We start from the raw sequence: 16,167 nt of genomic DNA, 5'->3' as shown, positions 1-16,167 counted from the left end.
CCCCTCCTCCGCCGCACGCAGCCAGCGCCGCCGAAATGGAAAATCCGGCCAGCGCTTTCAGGGGGCGTCCGGCGCCGCCTAGCCGTTCTTCTTCGGTTCCTCTTGCCGCCGCCTCCTCGGGCATGGGTGCCTCGACCCGAGCCACCTCGATCTGTTCCACCATGGTCCTCGCTCCTTCGGCATTTCCGTGCCGTCGGAGCGCTCAAGGCAAGCGGCATGCCTTGCGGAATTCGGGGGTACAGCCGTGCAGGCGCATGGCAGCAAAACCCAAGAATGTGACTTTTTGTGACTTTTTCGTCACCTGCAGAAACAAAAATGGCATGCCAGAAGGCATGCCATGGGTTCGGGAGTCAGGAAAGCCGTCAGTCGCGTTCTTCGTAGTATTCGCCGTTCGGCGGACGGTACGGATAGCCCGGCCCGTAGTAGACGCGGCCCGCCGGCGGCACGTAGACCGGGGCCGGGCGGTAGTACACGGGCGGCGGAGGACGGTAATAGACCGGCGGCGGCGGTGCGTAGTAGATGGGGGCCGGATACGAATAGACCGGTGCCGGCGGGTAGTAGGCAGGCGCCGCCGGATAGGTCTCCACATAGCCCGGGGTTCCGATCTGTACCGACCAGCTCGTGCGCGCACTGGCGGAACCCACGGCGAGCAGCGCGGCGGCCGCGATGGCGCCGAAGGCGGCCCATTTGAAAACGGAAGAATGATTTTTGGTGTTCATTGCGGCTCCAGAGCCAGAAAGGACCGGGGCGGACAGCGCCCGGGTCCATACGCAACGCATCTTGCACGCGCGCGGTGCACCCGGCGCGCCGACAGATGGTTGCCAAACGTCACCGACGCGCGATTTCCCGGCGCGTCAGCATCACGTCGCCGCCAGTCGTGTTGAAGGAAATGGTCGGGGCGCTGAAGTCGCTCAGCGGCGCGCCAAGGCCGATTTCCCCGCTGCCGTGCAACAGGCATTCCTCGCGCCGCAGGGCGATTTCGGTGCTGGGGCCGCCGTTGCCGTGAAAACGCACCCAGGTGCCGTAGGTGCTGACGTCGATCAGCACGCAACTGCCCTGGCGCACCTCGATGCGCGCATGCAGCCGCGACACGCGTGGGTCGTTCACCACGAACTGCGCGTCGTCCACGCGGCCGAGATGGATCGGCAACTGCTCCAGGCTGAACATGGAGCGCACGTCGAGCCAGGCCAGCTCGATCTGGCCGAACGATGAATCGGGCATGCGCGCGGGCGCCAGCGCTGCGGGCACGGTCAGGAAAGAGGTCACTTCCTCCTGCCAGTCGATGCGGTGCACCACAGACATCTCGCTGCGCCCGCGAATGTTGATGAGCCCAAGGTCGCGGTGCTGCACGCCGCCATCGCGCAGCTGCGAGATCACGGCATCGGTCACCCAGATCTGGCCGGGGCCGGCAAGGTCGCTGAGCCGCGACGCCAGGTTGACGGCGTCGCCATAGCAATCGCCCTCGACCTCGACCACATCGCCGCTGGCCACGCCGATCTGCAGCGCCATGCGCAACGGCGCGGGCCAGACCAGCAGGCGCTTCTGGTGATAGCGCTGCAATTCGATGACCGCGTTCGTGGCGGCCGAGCCGCTGGAGAAGATGGCAAACACGCCGTCTCCCAGCGACTTGACGACCCGCCCGCCATGGGCCTGGCAGACATTGCCGATCCATTGGGTAAGTCGCGTCACGGTTTCGGTGGCTCTTGCATTGCCCATGGCCTCGAAGACCCTGGTGCTCCCCGTCAAGTCCGCGAATACGACTGTGGAATTGACACCCATATTGTTGTGGTTCTCGAATTGCGATCTCTGGTTAATGATGGTCGGCGCCCCTCATGTTCCTCCGCAAGCAGTTTTCCCTGACACGCGCCTGGTCAAGGAAACGATCTGCACAACTTCGATGTCGACGGAGTTGTATACGCGGGTAACAGGACGACGGATTCACAAATTGATCACAACCAGATGTACTACTTTAGAAAACAAAATTTAATCGCTGTTTGAAATCGTAGGCAAAGCGTGTTGTTTCAAGACAAGAAACACTGTTCCGGATCTTGTGCAACCGAGAACTGAGGCTTAAGGTAGCGACCGTTCTGGCTTTCGGCAATACGCTTTTCGTCCCATGCTTTTCCGCCGCATTCTTCGTCTGCTGAACGTACCCGGCTTCGGGTCCCGCCAGGTGGCGGAGAACCAATTGGGGCGCATCCGTACCGCGATGCTGTCGATTCTCCAGGGCCACGGCGGTCACTCCATACAGCGAGTCAGCCAGCGCGTTCGCTTCGCCGTCGATGTCGAAGCCCTCTGGTATCTGCGCCAGGACGTGATGATCGCGCTGAGCGCCATCGACGGCGAAACCGCCGCACGCCGCCAGATGAAAGCCATCAACAGCATGTTCAAGGGCGGCCTGCCCGGCTCGATGGCTCCCCGCACGCACCAGCGCTTCACCGACAACGGCTGAAGCCGCGCGGCGGCCTCCCAGTACGGCCGCTTCAGTGGGCGTGATGATGGTGGTCGTGCCCGTGATGGCCTTCATTGCCGGACGGGTGCCGATGGCCCCAGACCAGAAAGACATCGCGCCCTTCCGCCGCCATCGACACCTTGGCCCCAACCGGCAGCAGCACCTTCGTGGGCACATGGCCGAACGGCAGGCCCGAGAGCACCGGAACCTTCAGCGACGCGCGCAGCCGGTCGATCACCGTGTTCATGCCGAAGCCGCGGTCGTAGCCCGGCACCTTGCGCGTGCCGGTGAATTGACCGAACACGACGGCACGCTGGCGCGCCAGCACGCCGGCCATCTTCAACTGGTCGAGCATGCGTTCCACACGGTACGGATGCTCGTTGGTGTCCTCGATGAACAACACGCCCTTTTCCACCACCGGGAAGTAGGGCGTGCCGAGCAGGCTGGCCAGCACGCAGAGGTTGCCGCCCCACAGCACCGCGTCCTGCACGGGCTTGAACTTCAGGTCCACATCGCGCGCCGGCATGCGCCAGCCGGTGCCTTCGCCCTGCCCGCTCACGAGGTCGTCGAAGCAGGCTTCCATGATGTCGTCGGGGCCGCCTTCGGCACCGAAGTCTTCGCCGACCGCCGGGCCTGCCCAGGTGGTGACGCCGGTCTTTGCGAACAACGCGTTCTGCAGCGCGGTGAAGTCGCTGCAGCCCACGAACTCGGTGCCCTTCTCGACAGCCTTTGCCAGGGCCTTGTACGGCAGCGAATCGAGGATGCGGGTCAGGCCGTAGCCGCCGCGCGAGATGAGCGCCACGTCGGCGCCGCTGGCCGCCGCGCGCGAGATCGCGGCGAGCCGCGTGACGTCGTTGCCGGCAAAACGCTGGTGCACCGAGAGCGCCGCCTCGTCGATTTCGACTTCGTGGCCCAGCGCCTTGAGGCGCTTCACGCCGCGCCGGAAAGCCGCCTTGTCGCGGATCGCGCTGGAGGGGGAATAGATGTAGATGTGTTTGGTCACGAGTTCGAGTATCCCATTGCGTTTCGCACCTGCTGCACGAAGGTGCGAGCCTGCGCGACAGTCGGCCCGGAGGAAGATGCGACCGGGCCGAGCGCGCGCAACGCGGCCTCGTAGCCCCGGTCGGGAAAAGGCGCGCGCCAGGCGTCCTTGATGCGCTCATGGCCCTCGGGCGCGACGAGCAAGGCGGCAAAGCGCCCGGGCGCCGCCGCGTGCAGCAGCGCAGCAAGTTCGCTCGCCGCCGCACTGTGCACCAGCACCGGTGCCGAAACGGTCTGCACCCGCGCCAGCCACTCGAGCAGCACGTCGCGGTGCCATTCGAGCTGGTGCGCCGCCTCGCGCTTGGGCTTGTCGCTCTTGCCGAAGCCGATGAGGTCGGGCACCAGGGTGCGCAACCCGGGCTGGCCGACGAGGTGCCGGAAAAAGTAGCCCCACTCGCCGGGGCCGTGCAGGCAGAGGCAGCATGCGACCTCGTCTTCGCCACCCTCGCCGCGCTCATCGATCCAATGCATGCGCCAGCCGCGCTGGACAGGCAGGTCCTGAACGTAGCGCGGCGCAAAGGCGTAGTCGGGCAGCGCTGCGAAGCGGTCCGCCGGCGTGCGCAGTGCGTCGTCGCGCAAGGGCTCTGCCTGCTCGCGCGCCGCACTGCGACGCTGCTGGAAGAAAGCCTGGAGCACGGCGGCGCATTCGTCGGCAAGCACTCCGCCGCTCACCTGCGTGCGATGGTTCAGGCGCGGCTGCGCGAACAGGTCGAGAACCGAACCGGCCGCGCCGGTCTTGGGGTCGGTCGCACCGAACACCACGCGCGCCAGCCGCGAATGCAGCATCGCGCCCGCGCACATCGCGCAGGGCTCGAGCGTGACGAACAGCTCGCAGCCATCGAGCCGGTAATTGCCGAGCGCAGCGGCGCCGGCGCGCAGCGCGTTGATCTCCGCATGCGCGCTCGGGTCATGCTGCGCAACCGGTGTGTTGCGGCCCGTCGCGATCAGCTGGCCATTGCGCACCAGCACCGCGCCGACGGGCACCTCGCCCGCTTCGGCTGCCAGGCGTGCCTGGGCCAGGGCGAGCGCCATCCAGTGCGCGTCGTCCGTCGGTGGTGGAAGCGAGGTCGATTCAGTTGTCATCCGGCATTGGGCGCGGCTTGCTCGCCGCTTCGAGAGCGTCCTTGACCTGCTGCTGCACGCGCTGCGACTGCTCGCGCACATTGCCCGCCGGCTCGCCGGCCGGGGCCGCGGCAACACCGGGCACCGAAGGCACCACGGGAACGACGCTGCTGGCCATCTGCTTCTTCGCGACCAGCCCGACGACCAGCAGCGCCAGCAACAGGCCGATCAACCCGAGTCCGCGCATGTCAGCGTCCCTCTGCCACGGGCGCTTCCGAAGCCAGGCCCAGGCGGTCCATCCAGGTGGCCAGGGCCTGTTCGTCCGGCGTGCCGGCGCTGTACATCGCGTGCATGGCGGCGTGCGATTCACGGCGATGCTGGTTGAGCTTGACCTTGCATTGAAGCGACGTCACGCGCAGCTCGAAACCGACGATGCCGGCGAGCATCTTGAGCTGGAACTCCTCGCCCAGGTCGCGCCACTGCTGCGCATACGCCGGCTCGTGGTCGCCGATGAGCTTCTTGAGCAGCGCGTCCTTGGCGGCCGCGTCTTCGATGAGCGTGGCCTCGACCGTGCAGTGCACGCTCAGGTAGTTCCAGGTGGGCACGCGCGCCAGGTCGGGATACACCGACGGCGAAAGGTACGCATGCGGCCCGAGGAAGGTGGCGACGGCCGTGGGCCGTGCCTGCAGATACCGCCAGTGCGGGTTGGGCTTGGCGCAATGGCCCAGCAGCACCAGTTCGCCGGCCCCTCGCGGCTCGGCCACCAGCGGCAGGTGCGTGACGAACGGCAGGCCGTCGTCGTCGTTGGAGATCAGGCTCGCGAACGGATGCGAGCGCATCAGGTCCAGCGCGATGGCCGGGTCCTTGGCATTGAACTGCGGAGGCATGTACATGGGGCGGGTTCCTCGTGGCGAGGCCCGATTGTCCCCGAGCCGCCTATCTCGTGCGTGCGCTCTCCAGCAGCTTGACCATCGCGGTGTAGCCCCGCGCCTTTGCAAGCTGCAGCGGCGTGTTGCCCTGCCGGTCGGCCAGCGCCAGGTTGGCGCCGCCGTCGATCAGCGCGGCCAGCGTGCGCTGGTGGCGCGGGCCGCCGTCGCCGAGCACGATCGATTCGATCACCGCCGTCCAGTGCAGGTTGTTGACATGGTCCAGCGGAGCCCCGGCCGCGATCAGCCGGCGCACGACTTCGTCATGCCCCAGGTGCGCGGCGGCGATCAGCGCCGTGCCGTCGTAGCGGCTCGTGACCTGCCCGGCCTTGGCGCCGAGCGACAGCAGCAGCGAAAGCGTGGCGCTGTCGTCGGCCACCGCGGCGATGGTGACTGCGTCGTAGCGGTCGTCCTCGAGCAGATCGAGGTTCGCGCCCGCCTTGGCCAGCAGCTTGATCGCCTCGCGCTGCCGCGCATGCGTGGCGACCTGCAGCGGCGTGCGCCCGCGTGTGTCGCGGGCATCGGGATTCGCGCCCGAGGCGATCAGCGCCTTGAGCTTCGGCAGGTCGCCCTGCCAGGCGGCCTGGTGCAGCCCGTCGTACGCCAGCACCTCGGCCGCCAGCGGCGGCACCTGGGCGAGCGCGCCCAGCGGCACGCACAGCCCGAGCGCGACCGCCAGCACGCCCGACCGGAGACCGCGCGCCGCCATCATCAGAGCAGGCCCTTGACCTTCTCGATGGCCGCGTTGGCGCATTGCTCGTCGAGGTGGCCGCCGGGCGCGCCGCCCACGCCCACGGCGCCGATCACTTCGTTGCCCGACTTCACCGGCACGCCGCCGCCCAGCAGCAGCATGCCCGGCAGGTACACCAGGTTGGCGCCGCCGGGGTTCTTCTGCGAACCTTCCATCATGGCCTGCGTCGGGCTCTTGGCCGAGGCCGAAGTCCAGGCCTTGCGCTCGCTCGATGCCAGCGTGTGCGGGCCGGCGTTGTCGGCGCGCTGCACGGCACGCACGGTGCCAGCGCGGTCGACCACGGTGGCGGCGACGTTGTAGCCGTTGGCGGCGCAGGCGGCCACGGCTTCGGCCGCGAGCTGGTTGGCCAGCGCGAGCGACATGTTCTTTTCGGTGCGAACGGCCGGTGCCGGCGTCTGGGCCTGGGCGACCGAAGCAGCGAGCAGGACGGCGAGGCTGCCGAGGCGAAGGATGGATTGCATTGTTCGTTTTCTCCAGTGGATGGTGTTTGCGCCGGCCCTTGCCGGCGGCTGCGCCACTGTAGAAAACACCGGCCTTCGCGGCCATTCGTACGGCTACGCGCGGTGCTCCGTAGAACTACGGAGCGCCGCCGTCGACCAGCAGCGCGTAGCGGCGGATCAATTGCGCGAGCGAATCGCAGTCGAGCTTGGCGAACAGGTTGGCGCGATGCGTCTCGACCGTGCGCGGCGACAGCGCGAGCGTGCGCGCGATCTCCTTGTTGGTGAGCCCCTGCACGATGAAGGCCAGCACCTCGCGCTCGCGCTCCGACAGTTGCGCCACCCGTTCACGCGCGGCGTTGTCGGCCTGCGAGCGCTCGCGCGAACGCACATGCTGGCGCACCGCCTGCTGCAGCGCCTCGAGCAATTGCTCGTCGTCCACCGGCTTCTCGAGGAACTCGGCCGCGCCGGCCTTGAAGGCACGCCGGCACATCTCCACCGTGCCGTGGCCGGTCAGCATGATGACGGGCTGGTCCACGCCCTGCGCCATCAGCCGGTCGAGCACCGTGAGCCCGCTGATGCCCGGCATGCGCACGTCGAGCACGATGGCGCCGACGCTCGCGCGGTCGAAGCCGTCGATGAAAGCCGCCGGGTCGGCCCAGCCCTGCACGCGCAGGCCGACCGTGCCGATCAGCAGCGACAGGCCGTCACGCACCGCCTCGTCGTCGTCGATCAGGTGGATCAGCGGCGACTGCGGCTGGTGGATTGCCGGCGCGTTCATGGCGCGCGCTCCGCAGGCGGCGCGACCAGCGGCAGCAACAGCGTGAAGCGCGCGCCGCGCGGCGACGCATTGGCCGCGCTCAGGCTGCCGCCCATGCCGCTGGCCAGCGTTTCGCTCAGGCTCAGGCCGAGGCCCAGCCCGCCTTCGCGCGTGCTGAAGAAGGGCTCGAAAAGGCGCGGCAAGGCATCGGGCGCGATGCCCCGCCCGTTGTCGGTGACGGTCAGCACGCCCTCCTCGCCGTTGCGCCCCACCGCGATGGCCAGGCGCCGGTCGCCGGCGGGCACCAGCTCGAGCGCCTGCAATGCGTTCATCAGCAGGTTGTGCACGATCTGCTCCAGCGCCACGGCTTCGGCCTGCACCCGCACCGGCGCCTGCGCCGTGGGGTCGAACTGCGCGACGATGCCGCGCCGGCCGAACTCCGGCGCGAGCAGGTGCATGGCACTGCGCACCACCTCCTGCAGCACCAGCGGCCGGGCGTCTCCCGCAGCCTCGGGCCGCTCGATCACCCGCCGCAGGCGCCCCACGACGCCCGCCGCGCGGCGCGCCTGCTCGACCGCCTGGCCCATCGCGTCGCGTGCGGTGGCCAGGTCCGGCGGCTCGTCGTCCAGCAGGCGGCGCGCGGCCTGCGCGTTGGCCAGCACCGCCGTCAGCGGCTGGTTGAGTTCATGCGCCAGCCCGGCCGACAGCTCGCCCAGCGCATTGAGCCGCGCGACCTGCCCGAGCCGCAGCAGTTCTTCGGCCCGGCGCCGCGCGATGCGCTGGCGCTGCGCCATCCACAGTCCGGCCAGCAGCAGCGCCGTCGCGACGGCCCAGGCGCCGATGCCGCGCCACGGGAGCTCGCCCCAGCCCACCTGCCGCTCGGCCACGAGGTCGAAGGGCTGGCTCGGCGACGCCAGCGGCTTGGTCAGGCCGAAGCGCCAGCCGCCCGCGGTGGGCCGGCCGGGCTGCAGCACCAGTTGCTGGCCGTCACGCTGCAGGCTCAGCCGCACCGGGCTGACCTGCGGGTTCATGGGCCAGTCGCGCCAGGGCACCGAGCCGGCCAGGTCGATGTCGAGCGCGTAGCTGAACGGCGTGGCGCCGATCACCAGCACATAGCGGCCGTGCGCCAGGTCCAGCGACGCGAGGTCGGCGCGATGCTGGCTGCGCGAGCGGGCCTCGGCGGCGGCCAGTGCGGCGGGCGTGGCGCTCGCCGCCGGACCGGCGTCCGGCCAGGGCTCGTCGCGCTCGCGGCGCCGCACCCGCAGGATCGACGAATACACCGACGGCAGTCGCTGCTCTGGATGGTCGGCGCCGGTGCTGGGCTCCAGCAGCGCCAGCGTGGCCAGCACGGCGTCGTACTGCACCATCTGCTGGCTCATGAGCCGGTGCGCGATGCGCACGTCGGTCTCGAAGTCCTGGTGCATCTGCGCCAGTTCTGCGCGCGCGATCCAGACGGCGCCGGCCACGGTGAGCACCGCCCATGCCAGCCACCATCCACCTTGCGCACGCAACCACTGTTTCATGGCGCGGATTGTGCCCGGCGCCGCAGGCCGCCCCCGTGTTGGCCGAGAATGCCGCCCCAGACATGGCTGAAGTACAGGACTCCCTTTTCCCCGATCTGCCGCCCGCACAGGAGGTGCAGGTGGCCCCGCCGCCCCCCGAACCGGCCGCCGGAAAAAAGCCGCGCACCGGCACGGTCGAGCCCGCGCCGGCGGACCCGGCGCTCGTCGAACTCGCCGCCGCGCTGCCGCCCAACCTGCGGCTCGGAACGTCGTCGTGGAGCTACCCCGGCTGGGCCGGCCTCGTGTGGAACGGCGAATACGCCGAGTCGGTGCTGTCGAAGAACGGCCTTTCCGCGCTCGCGCAGCATCCGCTGTTCCGCACCGTGAGCCTCGACCGCAACTTCTACCGCGCCCTCACCGCCAGCCAGTACGCGCGCTACGCGGCCATGGTGCCCGACGACTTCCGCTTCATGGTGAAGGCGCCCAGCCTGGTGACCGACGCCACCGTGCGCGACGAAAGCGGCCGCGGCATGCAGGCCAACCCGGTGTTCCTCAGCAGCGAGATCGCGCGGCAGGAGTTCGTGCTGCCCGCGCTCGAAGGGCTGGGCCATCGCATCGGCGTGCTGGTGTTCCAGCTGAGCCCGATCCCCGGCCACCTGCTGGCCGACCAGCCGGCGCTGCTGGCTCGCATTGCCGACATGCTCGGCGCGCTGCCCGACCTGAAGCAGACCGCGCCCGACGCGGTGATCGCCGTCGAGGTGCGCGACCCGCAGCTGCTGACCCCCGCCTTCGCCGACATGCTGCGCAGCGTGGGCGCCACCTTCTGCATGGGCCTGCACGCGAAGATGCCGCCCATCGAAGAGCAACTGCCGATGCTGCGCGCGCTGTGGCCCGGGCCTCTGGTGTGCCGCTGGAACCTGCACCGCCGCCACGGCCGCTTCGGCTACGAAGACGCGGAAAAGCTCTATGGCCCGTTCGACAGGATCGTCGACCCCGACCCCGAGACGCGCGCCGCGCTGGCCAAGGTGATCGCGGGCACCACCCGCGCGGGCCAGAACGCCTTCGTCACCGTGAGCAACAACGCCGAGGGCTGCGCCCCTCTCACGATCGCGCAGCTCGCTCGCGACCTTGCCGCGCTGAAGCCCGGCTAGTCAGCGGATGTCGTGCTTGGCCGCCACGGTCATCTCGACCTCGACGGTCGCGTTCTTCGGCAGCGCATAGACACCGACCGCCGTGCGCACATGCACGCCGGCGTCACCGAACACGCGGTGCAGCAGGTCGGACGCGGCATCGGCCACTTCGCTCTGCTGCGTGAAGTCGGCGGTGCACTGCACGAACACGCCAACGCGCAGCACCTTCTCCACCGCGTCGAGCGAGCCGAGCGAACGGCGCAGCAGCGCGAGGCTGCGCAGCGCGCAGATCTGGGCGCCCTCGCGGGCCTTGTCGAGCGTGACCGCATCGCCGACGCGGCCCGTGACCACCACCGTGGTGCCCACACGCGGAACCTGCCCGCTGAGGTAGACCGTGCGGCCGTCGCGCACGATCGGCACGTAGTGGCCGCCGGCAATGATGTCGCCGTCGAAGCTGTGGCCCAGTTCGGCTGCAATCTGGTCGGCGATCTGGTCTCGGCTCTGCGCTGTCATATCGGTTCCATGAAAAAGAGCCTCATTGTCGCCAGCCGTCCTGCGGGAAAACAGATACAGATCGATCCGCTTCGAGCCGCAACAGATGGCCCGAAGCGGCTGCCTTCACTGATCGAACGAGAGGAAGACGCGGCCGCCCTCGATCTTCACCGGATAGCTGCGCAGGTCTTCGGTCAGCGGGGCGCACATCGCCTTGCCGGTGCGCACGTCGAAGCGGCCCTGGTGCAGCGGGCATTCGATCTCATGGCCTTCGAGGAAGCCGTCGCACAGCCGCGCATGGCCGTGGGTGCAGATGTTGTCGGTGGCGTGGATGCCATCTTCGGTGCCGTACAGCGCGATGTCGCGCCCCTGCACCTCGATGCCCACCACGTCGTCGGAGGGAACGTCGTCGACCGCCGCGGCGTCGACCCAGGTCATCGTGCTCATGTTCTCGTCCTTGATCTGTGGAGTGTTCAGTTGTCGGCCTTCAGGCCGGCGCGCTCGATCACGGGCTTCCAGCGGCGCAGTTCCTCCGTCATGAACTTGTTCAGCGCCTCGGGCGTGCTGCCCACGGGGTCGAAGTAAGCGGTCTGCAGGCGCTTGAGCGTCTCCGGCTCCTTCAGCACCGCGGCAATCTCGCGGCTCATGCGCTGCACCACGTCGTTAGGCGTGCCCTTGGGTGCCATGTAGGCGAACCACGGCACGGCCTGGATGTCGGGCAGGCCCGATTCGCGAAGCGTCGGCAGTTCCGCCAGCAGCGGCGAACGCTCGGCCGAGGTAACGGCCAGCGCCTTCAGCCGCCCGGCCTTGGCCTGCGGCATCACGGACACCGGCGGCAGGCAGGCGAACTGCACGTCGCCCTGGATGATGGCCGTGACCGCCTGGCCCGATGACGCATACGGAATGTGCACCGCGAACGAATTCGTCTTGAGCTTGACCAGTTCCACGCCCAGGTGCGAGATGGAGCCGTTGCCTGTCGAAGCGAAATTGAACTTGCCCGGGTTGCGCTTCATTGCGTCGAGCCAGCCCTTGACCGAATCGACGTTCATCGAATTCGACACCGCGCACACGTTGGGCGTGGTGGCTGCGAGCGACACCGGCACGAGGTCCTTGAACGGGTCGTACGGCAGGTTCTTGTAGAGGATGGTGTTGTAGACCAGCGGCGCATTCACCGACAGCAGGAAGGTGTAGCCGTCGGGCTGCGCCTTGGAGGCCTGGTCGGTGCCGGTGTTGCCGCCCGCGCCGGGCTTGTTGTCGACGATCAGCGGCTGGCCGATGCGCGCGGCCAGCTTGTCGTTGACGATGCGCGCGAGGATGTCGGGCGACGAGCCGGCCGCGAACGGCACCACGATGCGAATCGGGCGCTGCGGCCAGCCCTGTGCGTGGGCCGCCGCCGCCATTGCCAGCGCCGTGAAGGCGATGCCGAGCCGTGCGTGCTTCATGCCTTGGCCTCCACCGCGACCATGCCCAGGTGGTCCTGCTGCTCGCGCGCGATGAAGCCCGCGATGAGCGCGCGGTAGGCGGCCTCGACCACCTCCGGATAGGCGCCCTTCTCTTCGGCCAGCGCCTTCACCTTGTCGATCACCTCCTGCTGGCGCTGCGGCGCCGAGACCTGGAAGGCGTCGCGCTTGAAGCGCGCGGCGTCCTTCACGTAGCGGCCGCGCTCGGCAAGCAGCGCGACGATCTGGCGGTCGAGCCGGTCGATGTTCTCGCGCACCTCGGCGAGGTCGGCGCACAGCGGCACATAGGCGGGGTCGGCGAAGCGGCGCAGCGGCGCGCCGTGTGTCTCTGGTTCTTTTTGCTGCACGGCTGACTCGGGTTTCAGATCGGATAAATGATGGAGTTCGGGATCATCTCGCTGTCGAACACGCACAGGCGCGACGCGAACTTCAGGCCCTCGGGCGTGGGCACCACGGTGTCGATGTAGCGCCCCACGTTGAACACGGTGGAGGGCTGGTCGAGCTTGGTGCGGAACACCGCGTAGTTGGCCTCGCTGTGGATCGTGCCGTCGGCATCGACCGCGTGCACCAGCGGCAGGCCGACCACGTGGCGCTGGTAGTACGGGTCGTGGAACAGCGTCTCCTGGATGCCGTAGACCCGGTCTTCGAGCATGCCCCGGCTCTCGAAAGAGAGGGTGGCCAGCGGCAGGCCGCGTTCGTGGTTCTCGCGCGGCTGCAGGCGATAGCTGCACTGCTCGGTGAAGAAGCCGGGCCACAGGCCCCATTGGCCGGAATCGACGGCGTGCGCGTAGGCGGCGTAGAGCCGCGAGAGTTCGAGGTAGGTGTCGGCGTCGAGCTTCATCATGCCTCCATCACCTCGCGCCAGTAGCGGTACATGCCGCGAATCAGCGTCTCCGTCACCATGTGGTCGGTGTTCTCGACCTCCCGGCCGCCAAGCTCGGCAAGCGTGCGGTGGAACGGCTTCTGCTCGAAGCCTTCCTGCGAGAACTCGATGACCTCGCCGTCGTCCGCCGAGACGAAGCCCGCGGGCCCGAACAGGTTGGCCTGGCGCAGGCGGCGCTGGGTCATTTCCTCTGTGTCGTCCTCGAAGCCGAAATGCGTCCAGACGAAGTCGAAGGCGTCGTGCCCCACGGGCTGGATGTGGCGTGTGGACACGCTGTTGACCTGCTGCTGCAGGATCAGGCTCGGGAACAGCGTCATCATCACCGCCGTCGGGCCGCCCCACCAGGGCTCGGGCACGATGTCGAGAAAGCGCGGGTCCTTGAGCTGCATGCTCTCCTTGAAGCTGGACACCTGCGTCACCTGCGCGGCCTTGCCGGCGCTGCCGCGCGTGGAAATCATGGCGGCATGGCGGCCGCGCGCGTCCATCTTCAGCTCCGACTTGTTGTCGGCGCGCCAGAGGCCGAAGGTCACGAACCAGGTGTGCAGCAGGCCCGGGTGGTACGGGTCCTTGATGTTCTCCTGCATCAGCTTCCAGTTGCCTGGAATGCGCTGGCGGCTGTAGCCGAGGATCTTGAGCTTGCGGCCGTCGAACAGCCGGTCGAAATAATGAAGGATGTCGGGGCCGAGAAAGTCCTCGAACGATTCGATCGCATGGTCGAACGAAGCGAACACCACGCCGCCGCGCGAGGCCACCTTGAGCTTGGTGAGGCCGTTCTCCTCGGTCTTGAAGTCAGCGGGCATGCCGCCGTTGACCTTGCCGTCCTGCTTCACGCCGCGCCGGAACGGCACGCCCTGCAGGTCGCCCTTGAGCGTGTAGTTCCACTGGTGGTAGGGGCAGACGAACTCTTTCTTGTTGCCGTGGCGTTCCCGGCAGAACTGCATGCCGCGGTGCGCGCAGACGTTTTCGAACACATGGATCTCGCCCGCCTCGTCGCGCGACATGATGACCGAGCGCTCGCCGATGGCGGTGCGCTTGAAGTCGCCCGGGTTCGGGATCTCGGCCTCCAGGCCGACATAGCACCAGTGCTTCTCGTAGAAGAAGCGCTGCAGCTCCTTCTTGTGCAAGGCCTCGTCGGTGTAGGCCATGAAGGGAATGCGGCCGGTCTGCTCGCTCTCCCATTTCAGTTCGACGGGGAACACGGCTTGCGTGGTCATCGGGGTCTCCTTCGTTGTGTTCAGGTGCCTTGCAGGTAGAAGGCGTCGGCATGCGTCTGCTCGGGTGCGAGGCCACGGCCGCGCACCAGCTGCGTCACGGCCTCGACCATCGGCGGCGAGCCGCAGAGGTAGGCGCGCCAGCCGTCGAGGCTGCCGGGCCAGTCGGCGCGGATCGCGTCGGTGATGAGGCCCACGCGCTGCTTTCCGTTCGCCGGTCCGGTGACAACCACCACGTGCACGTCCAGGCCCGGGTGCTGCGCCTGCAGCTCCCGCAGTTCCTGCAGGCCGTAAACGTCGGCATCGGAACGCACGCCGAGGTACAGGTGGATCGGCTGCGTGAGCCCGGCCGCGATGGCGCCGCGCACGATCGAAAGAATAGGCGCCAGCCCGGTGCCGCCCGCGGCGCAGAGCATCGGTCCGCGGTGTTTGGTGCGCAGGTAGGCCGTGCCAAGCGGTCCGCTCACGCGCACCGGATCGCCGATGCGCAACTGCTCGAAGATGTGCGCCGTGACACGCCCGCCGGGCACGCGGCGCACATGGAACTCGAGCTCCGCGTCGCGGCTCAGCCCGGCCATCGAATACGGCCGCGCGAGGTCGGGGGCGAACTGCAGCTGCGCGTACTGGCCGGGAGAAAACTCCAGCGGCTTGTTGGGCTTGAGGCGCAGGCGCCGGATGTCGTGGGTCAGCTCGTCGATGCCTGTCACCGTGGCCTTCAGGATGCGCGCGGGATGCACGACCACTTCGTCCGGCTCGGGAATCTCGATGGCGCAGCTTTCGGTGAGGGTGCTCTGGCAGGCCAGCACGTAGCGCTCGCCCTGGCCGTCCGGGCGGATGGCGTCCTGCCCGCCGTCGAGCACCTGGCCCGACACCACCTTGCAGCGGCAGGTGCCGCAGCGCCCCGCCATGCAGCTGTAGGACACCGGCACGTGATGCTCGCGCAGCACTTCGAGCAGGTTCGCGCCGGGGCGGACCTCGAGGGTGCGGGCAAGGGGATGTATGTGCAGGTCCATCGTGGGGCTCTCTTGCGCCGGCGTGGGTGCCGGCCTGTCTCCGGGAGGCGATGATGCGCGGGCGCTTCCGATTGACCAATAGAATTCGGTGAATCCTCCTCATCACTGCGCTGAATAAAGGTCCGCCGTGCAACTCAAGGACATCGACCTCAACCTGCTGCTGGTGTTCGACCGCATGCTGGCCGAGAAGCGCGTGTCGGCCGTGGCCGAGTCGCTGGGCCTCTCGCAGCCGGCCATCAGCAATGCGCTGGCGCGCCTGCGCAAGCTGCTGGGCGACGAGCTGTTCCTGCGCACCGCGCGCGGCATGGAGCCCACGCCCTTTGCGCTGCAGCTGGCGGAGCCGGTGGCCTACGCCATGGGCGCGCTGCACACGGCGCTCAACCAGCAGGTGGTGTTCGACCCCGCCACCAGCACTCGCAGCTTCACGCTCGCCATGACCGACATCGGCGAGATCTACTTCACCCCGAAGCTGATGGAAGCGCTCTCGGTGGCCGCGCCCGGCGTGACCGTGAGCACGCTGCGCAACAACACCGCGACCAACCTGCGCGACGAGCTGGAGGCCGGCCACGTCGACATCGCCATCGGCCTGCTGCCGCAGCTCAAGGCCGGCGTGTTCCAGCGCCGGCTGTTCCTGCAGCAGTACGTGTGCCTGTTCTCGCAAGCGCATCCGCTCGCGAAGAAACGCAGCGTGTCATTGAAGGACTTCAGCGCGGCCGACCACGTGCAGGTCCTGGCCGCCGGCACCGGCCACGGCAAGGCCGACGACGTGATGGCGGCGCAGGGCATCCAGCGGCGCATCAAGCTGCGCGTGCCCCACTTCGTAGCCATCGGCCACATCCTGCGCTCGAGCCACATGATCGCGACGGTGCCCGAGCGGCTCGCACAGAGCATCGCGGAGCCCTTCGGGCTGGTGTGGCGCCCTCACCCGGTGGCGCTGCCGCAGATAGCGATCAACCTGTTCTGGCACGCGAAGGCGCACCGCGATCCAGGCAACCAGTGGATGCGCGGCTTGCTGTTCGACAACTTCGCGGACAGCGGTTGACCGGT

General features: G+C 68.4%; 20 protein-coding genes. 3 read left to right on the top strand and 17 right to left on the bottom strand.

The features are described 5' to 3' along the window. Positions 1 to 362 precede the first annotated feature (362 nt). Together AC1RVW_RS21795 and AC1RVW_RS21790 are read right to left on the bottom strand one after the other, a co-directional pair. Complete coding sequence (locus tag AC1RVW_RS21795; RefSeq protein WP_081270590.1) at positions 363 to 719, bottom strand: hypothetical protein; 357 nt, start codon at positions 717 to 719, stop codon at positions 363 to 365. A gap of 109 nt (positions 720 to 828) precedes the next feature. Then, positions 829 to 1,779 (bottom strand): adenylate/guanylate cyclase domain-containing protein, encoded by a 951-nt coding sequence (locus tag AC1RVW_RS21790; RefSeq protein WP_081270589.1) that lies wholly within the window; start codon positions 1,777 to 1,779, stop codon positions 829 to 831. A gap of 337 nt (positions 1,780 to 2,116) precedes the next feature. On the opposite strand from AC1RVW_RS21790, the gene AC1RVW_RS21785 reads away from it, so the two are divergent. Continuing rightward, positions 2,117 to 2,452, top strand: coding sequence for a hypothetical protein (locus AC1RVW_RS21785; protein WP_081270588.1), 336 nt, complete (start codon positions 2,117 to 2,119; stop codon positions 2,450 to 2,452). A gap of 31 nt (positions 2,453 to 2,483) precedes the next feature. Here AC1RVW_RS21785 and AC1RVW_RS21780 read toward each other — a convergent pair whose 3' ends face one another. From AC1RVW_RS21780 to AC1RVW_RS21745, 8 genes are all read right to left on the bottom strand, one after another. After that, positions 2,484 to 3,455, bottom strand: coding sequence for an LD-carboxypeptidase (locus AC1RVW_RS21780; RefSeq protein ID WP_493202447.1), 972 nt, complete (start codon positions 3,453 to 3,455; stop codon positions 2,484 to 2,486). Beyond that, on the bottom strand, positions 3,452 to 4,576 hold the full coding sequence (gene tadA / locus AC1RVW_RS21775; RefSeq protein WP_493202445.1) for a tRNA adenosine(34) deaminase TadA: 1,125 nt from the start codon (positions 4,574 to 4,576) through the stop codon (positions 3,452 to 3,454). Before tadA ends, AC1RVW_RS21780 begins: the two co-directional genes overlap by 4 nt. Next, positions 4,566 to 4,802 (bottom strand): hypothetical protein, encoded by a 237-nt coding sequence (locus AC1RVW_RS21770; RefSeq protein WP_081270585.1) that lies wholly within the window; start codon positions 4,800 to 4,802, stop codon positions 4,566 to 4,568. The genes tadA and AC1RVW_RS21770 overlap by 11 nt, the downstream gene beginning before the upstream one ends. A gap of 1 nt (position 4,803) precedes the next feature. Continuing rightward, positions 4,804 to 5,448: an FMN-binding negative transcriptional regulator gene (locus tag AC1RVW_RS21765; RefSeq protein WP_493202443.1), complete on the bottom strand. Its 645-nt coding sequence runs from the start codon at positions 5,446 to 5,448 to the stop codon at positions 4,804 to 4,806. 43 nt (positions 5,449 to 5,491) lie between these two features. After that, a complete protein-coding gene (locus tag AC1RVW_RS21760) occupies positions 5,492 to 6,190 on the bottom strand; it encodes an ankyrin repeat domain-containing protein (protein WP_493202450.1) in 699 nt (232 codons plus the stop codon). A 2-nt stretch (positions 6,191 to 6,192) separates the two neighbouring features. After that, the gene (locus AC1RVW_RS21755) at positions 6,193 to 6,693 is read right to left on the bottom strand and encodes a GlcG/HbpS family heme-binding protein (RefSeq protein WP_106934582.1); all 501 of its coding nucleotides are present in this window, start codon (positions 6,691 to 6,693) and stop codon (positions 6,193 to 6,195) included. 115 nt (positions 6,694 to 6,808) lie between these two features. Then, complete coding sequence (locus AC1RVW_RS21750; RefSeq protein ID WP_285410329.1) at positions 6,809 to 7,450, bottom strand: response regulator transcription factor; 642 nt, start codon at positions 7,448 to 7,450, stop codon at positions 6,809 to 6,811. After that, complete coding sequence (locus tag AC1RVW_RS21745; RefSeq protein WP_493202440.1) at positions 7,447 to 8,952, bottom strand: sensor histidine kinase; 1,506 nt, start codon at positions 8,950 to 8,952, stop codon at positions 7,447 to 7,449. The genes AC1RVW_RS21750 and AC1RVW_RS21745 overlap by 4 nt, the downstream gene beginning before the upstream one ends. A 62-nt stretch (positions 8,953 to 9,014) precedes the next feature. On the opposite strand from AC1RVW_RS21745, the gene AC1RVW_RS21740 reads away from it, so the two are divergent. Next, entirely contained in the window at positions 9,015 to 10,082 is a 1,068-nt protein-coding gene (locus tag AC1RVW_RS21740; protein ID WP_493202438.1) for a DUF72 domain-containing protein, read from the top strand. Here the strand turns inward: AC1RVW_RS21740 and AC1RVW_RS21735 are convergent, their stop codons facing one another. From AC1RVW_RS21735 to AC1RVW_RS21705, 7 genes are all read right to left on the bottom strand, one after another. Next, positions 10,083 to 10,574: a RidA family protein gene (locus AC1RVW_RS21735; protein WP_285410324.1), complete on the bottom strand. Its 492-nt coding sequence runs from the start codon at positions 10,572 to 10,574 to the stop codon at positions 10,083 to 10,085. 105 nt (positions 10,575 to 10,679) lie between these two features. Then, positions 10,680 to 11,000: a non-heme iron oxygenase ferredoxin subunit gene (locus AC1RVW_RS21730; RefSeq protein ID WP_285410322.1), complete on the bottom strand. Its 321-nt coding sequence runs from the start codon at positions 10,998 to 11,000 to the stop codon at positions 10,680 to 10,682. A 26-nt stretch (positions 11,001 to 11,026) separates the two neighbouring features. After that, positions 11,027 to 11,995 carry a Bug family tripartite tricarboxylate transporter substrate binding protein gene (locus AC1RVW_RS21725; RefSeq protein ID WP_409195444.1) on the bottom strand — a complete coding sequence of 323 codons (969 nt, stop codon included), beginning with the start codon at positions 11,993 to 11,995 and terminating at the stop codon, positions 11,027 to 11,029. Next, entirely contained in the window at positions 11,992 to 12,360 is a 369-nt protein-coding gene (locus tag AC1RVW_RS21720) for a chorismate mutase (RefSeq protein ID WP_493202434.1), read from the bottom strand. Before AC1RVW_RS21720 ends, AC1RVW_RS21725 begins: the two co-directional genes overlap by 4 nt. A gap of 14 nt (positions 12,361 to 12,374) precedes the next feature. After that, positions 12,375 to 12,857 (bottom strand): aromatic-ring-hydroxylating dioxygenase subunit beta, encoded by a 483-nt coding sequence (locus AC1RVW_RS21715; RefSeq protein WP_081270577.1) that lies wholly within the window; start codon positions 12,855 to 12,857, stop codon positions 12,375 to 12,377. Further along, entirely contained in the window at positions 12,854 to 14,110 is a 1,257-nt protein-coding gene (locus AC1RVW_RS21710) for an aromatic ring-hydroxylating dioxygenase subunit alpha (RefSeq protein ID WP_409195441.1), read from the bottom strand. Before AC1RVW_RS21710 ends, AC1RVW_RS21715 begins: the two co-directional genes overlap by 4 nt. 20 nt (positions 14,111 to 14,130) lie before the next feature. Further along, complete coding sequence (locus AC1RVW_RS21705; RefSeq protein ID WP_493202432.1) at positions 14,131 to 15,120, bottom strand: 2Fe-2S iron-sulfur cluster-binding protein; 990 nt, start codon at positions 15,118 to 15,120, stop codon at positions 14,131 to 14,133. A gap of 127 nt (positions 15,121 to 15,247) precedes the next feature. On the opposite strand from AC1RVW_RS21705, the gene AC1RVW_RS21700 reads away from it, so the two are divergent. Continuing rightward, on the top strand, positions 15,248 to 16,162 hold the full coding sequence (locus AC1RVW_RS21700) for a LysR family transcriptional regulator (protein WP_493202430.1): 915 nt from the start codon (positions 15,248 to 15,250) through the stop codon (positions 16,160 to 16,162). Positions 16,163 to 16,167: the final 5 nt, after the last annotated feature.

The organism is Variovorax sp. MPBD4-3 (assembly GCF_058809745.1).
The sequence above is the reverse complement of the archived record's forward strand: the minus strand, read 5'-3'. Positions and strand labels throughout refer to the sequence as shown.

Excerpts from the sequence above, each read along its gene's own strand:
- AC1RVW_RS21740 (WP_493202438.1), top strand. The coding sequence starts at position 9,015 with ATGGCTGAAGTACAGGACTCCCTTTTCCCCGATCTGCCGCCCGCACAG.
- AC1RVW_RS21715 (WP_081270577.1), bottom strand. The coding sequence starts at position 12,857 with ATGATGAAGCTCGACGCCGACACCTACCTCGAACTCTCGCGGCTCTAC.
- AC1RVW_RS21755 (WP_106934582.1), bottom strand. The coding sequence starts at position 6,693 with ATGCAATCCATCCTTCGCCTCGGCAGCCTCGCCGTCCTGCTCGCTGCT.
- AC1RVW_RS21710 (WP_409195441.1), bottom strand. The coding sequence starts at position 14,110 with ATGACCACGCAAGCCGTGTTCCCCGTCGAACTGAAATGGGAGAGCGAG.
- AC1RVW_RS21790 (WP_081270589.1), bottom strand. The coding sequence starts at position 1,779 with ATGGGTGTCAATTCCACAGTCGTATTCGCGGACTTGACGGGGAGCACC.
- AC1RVW_RS21730 (WP_285410322.1), bottom strand. The coding sequence starts at position 11,000 with ATGAGCACGATGACCTGGGTCGACGCCGCGGCGGTCGACGACGTTCCC.
- AC1RVW_RS21750 (WP_285410329.1), bottom strand. The coding sequence starts at position 7,450 with ATGAACGCGCCGGCAATCCACCAGCCGCAGTCGCCGCTGATCCACCTG.
- AC1RVW_RS21795 (WP_081270590.1), bottom strand. The coding sequence starts at position 719 with ATGAACACCAAAAATCATTCTTCCGTTTTCAAATGGGCCGCCTTCGGC.
- AC1RVW_RS21725 (WP_409195444.1), bottom strand. The coding sequence starts at position 11,995 with ATGAAGCACGCACGGCTCGGCATCGCCTTCACGGCGCTGGCAATGGCG.
- tadA (WP_493202445.1), bottom strand. The coding sequence starts at position 4,576 with ATGACAACTGAATCGACCTCGCTTCCACCACCGACGGACGACGCGCAC.
- AC1RVW_RS21745 (WP_493202440.1), bottom strand. The coding sequence starts at position 8,952 with ATGAAACAGTGGTTGCGTGCGCAAGGTGGATGGTGGCTGGCATGGGCG.
- AC1RVW_RS21735 (WP_285410324.1), bottom strand. The coding sequence starts at position 10,574 with ATGACAGCGCAGAGCCGAGACCAGATCGCCGACCAGATTGCAGCCGAA.
- AC1RVW_RS21785 (WP_081270588.1), top strand. The coding sequence starts at position 2,117 with ATGCTTTTCCGCCGCATTCTTCGTCTGCTGAACGTACCCGGCTTCGGG.
- AC1RVW_RS21705 (WP_493202432.1), bottom strand. The coding sequence starts at position 15,120 with ATGGACCTGCACATACATCCCCTTGCCCGCACCCTCGAGGTCCGCCCC.
- AC1RVW_RS21770 (WP_081270585.1), bottom strand. The coding sequence starts at position 4,802 with ATGCGCGGACTCGGGTTGATCGGCCTGTTGCTGGCGCTGCTGGTCGTC.
- AC1RVW_RS21765 (WP_493202443.1), bottom strand. The coding sequence starts at position 5,448 with ATGTACATGCCTCCGCAGTTCAATGCCAAGGACCCGGCCATCGCGCTG.
- AC1RVW_RS21760 (WP_493202450.1), bottom strand. The coding sequence starts at position 6,190 with ATGGCGGCGCGCGGTCTCCGGTCGGGCGTGCTGGCGGTCGCGCTCGGG.